General features: G+C 59.4%; 1 pseudogene. It reads left to right on the forward strand.

Annotated features, from left to right (window positions below):
* Positions 1 to 198 precede the first annotated feature (198 nt).
* Positions 199 to 796 (forward strand): annotated as a pseudogene (locus tag V6C16_RS14550) (tetratricopeptide repeat protein); the annotation flags it as partial.

The following is a 796-nucleotide window of genomic DNA, read 5'->3' on the forward strand; positions in this document are numbered from 1 at the left end:
ATTGCGCTGCTTTTCTCCGTATTGCTCTATATACTGGCATGCGGCGCGGAGCGTTACTGGGGCTGAAATGGAGTGATATAGATTTAAATACCGGCATAGGCGGCGTACCCCGAGTGGGCCGGGCGGCTGGAAGGTTCAGGATATGCCACGGCCAGGGGCGCAGACCTGCAGGGGCGCGAATATTATGGCCGCCGGGACGTGAGTAAGCTGGCCCGTGAAGACCTTATGGAGATGGAAGGCTTGCTGTGCAGGCAACTGGCAACTTTTTTTTCTTTCAGCGGGCATGCCCTGTATTTTCCCAGAAATCAGGCTTCGGATGAACCGCAATTGCTGGCGCGTGAGCGCAAACTGCTTTTGCCCCTGATCTGGAAAGAACAGCTTTTGGGCATGGTCATGCTGCACGGTGTTCGCGCCCGCGAGGTGCGCCCCTTGCTGGAGATTTTGCCCGCCATTACGGGGCTGATTCTTGAAAATCTGGCGCGCGCCAAGGCTGTGCGCACGGATGCGGTTACCGGCCTTGCCACGGAAGAAAGCCTTTTTGCCCGGATGGAAGGCGAAGCCGAAAGAGTGCGGGCGCACCTTGAAGAACCCTCAGCCCCCGAGGGGCTTGCCGCGCCCATGCACCGCATGTGTATGGGCATTGTGCTCCTGCGCATGAACAACGGGCCGGATGTTGTACGGCGGCACGGTTTTGCCTTTGCCGAAAAATTCATGCGCAAATTTGCCGATGCCTGCCGTTCGGTCTTGCCGTCCGACGTGCTGGCCGCGCGGGTGGGGCGGCACGAACTGGCCCTGC

It is taken from the genome of Desulfovibrio sp. 1188_IL3213 (assembly GCF_036763145.1).
In the GTDB taxonomy this organism is placed as follows: Bacteria; Desulfobacterota; Desulfovibrionia; order Desulfovibrionales; family Desulfovibrionaceae; genus Desulfovibrio.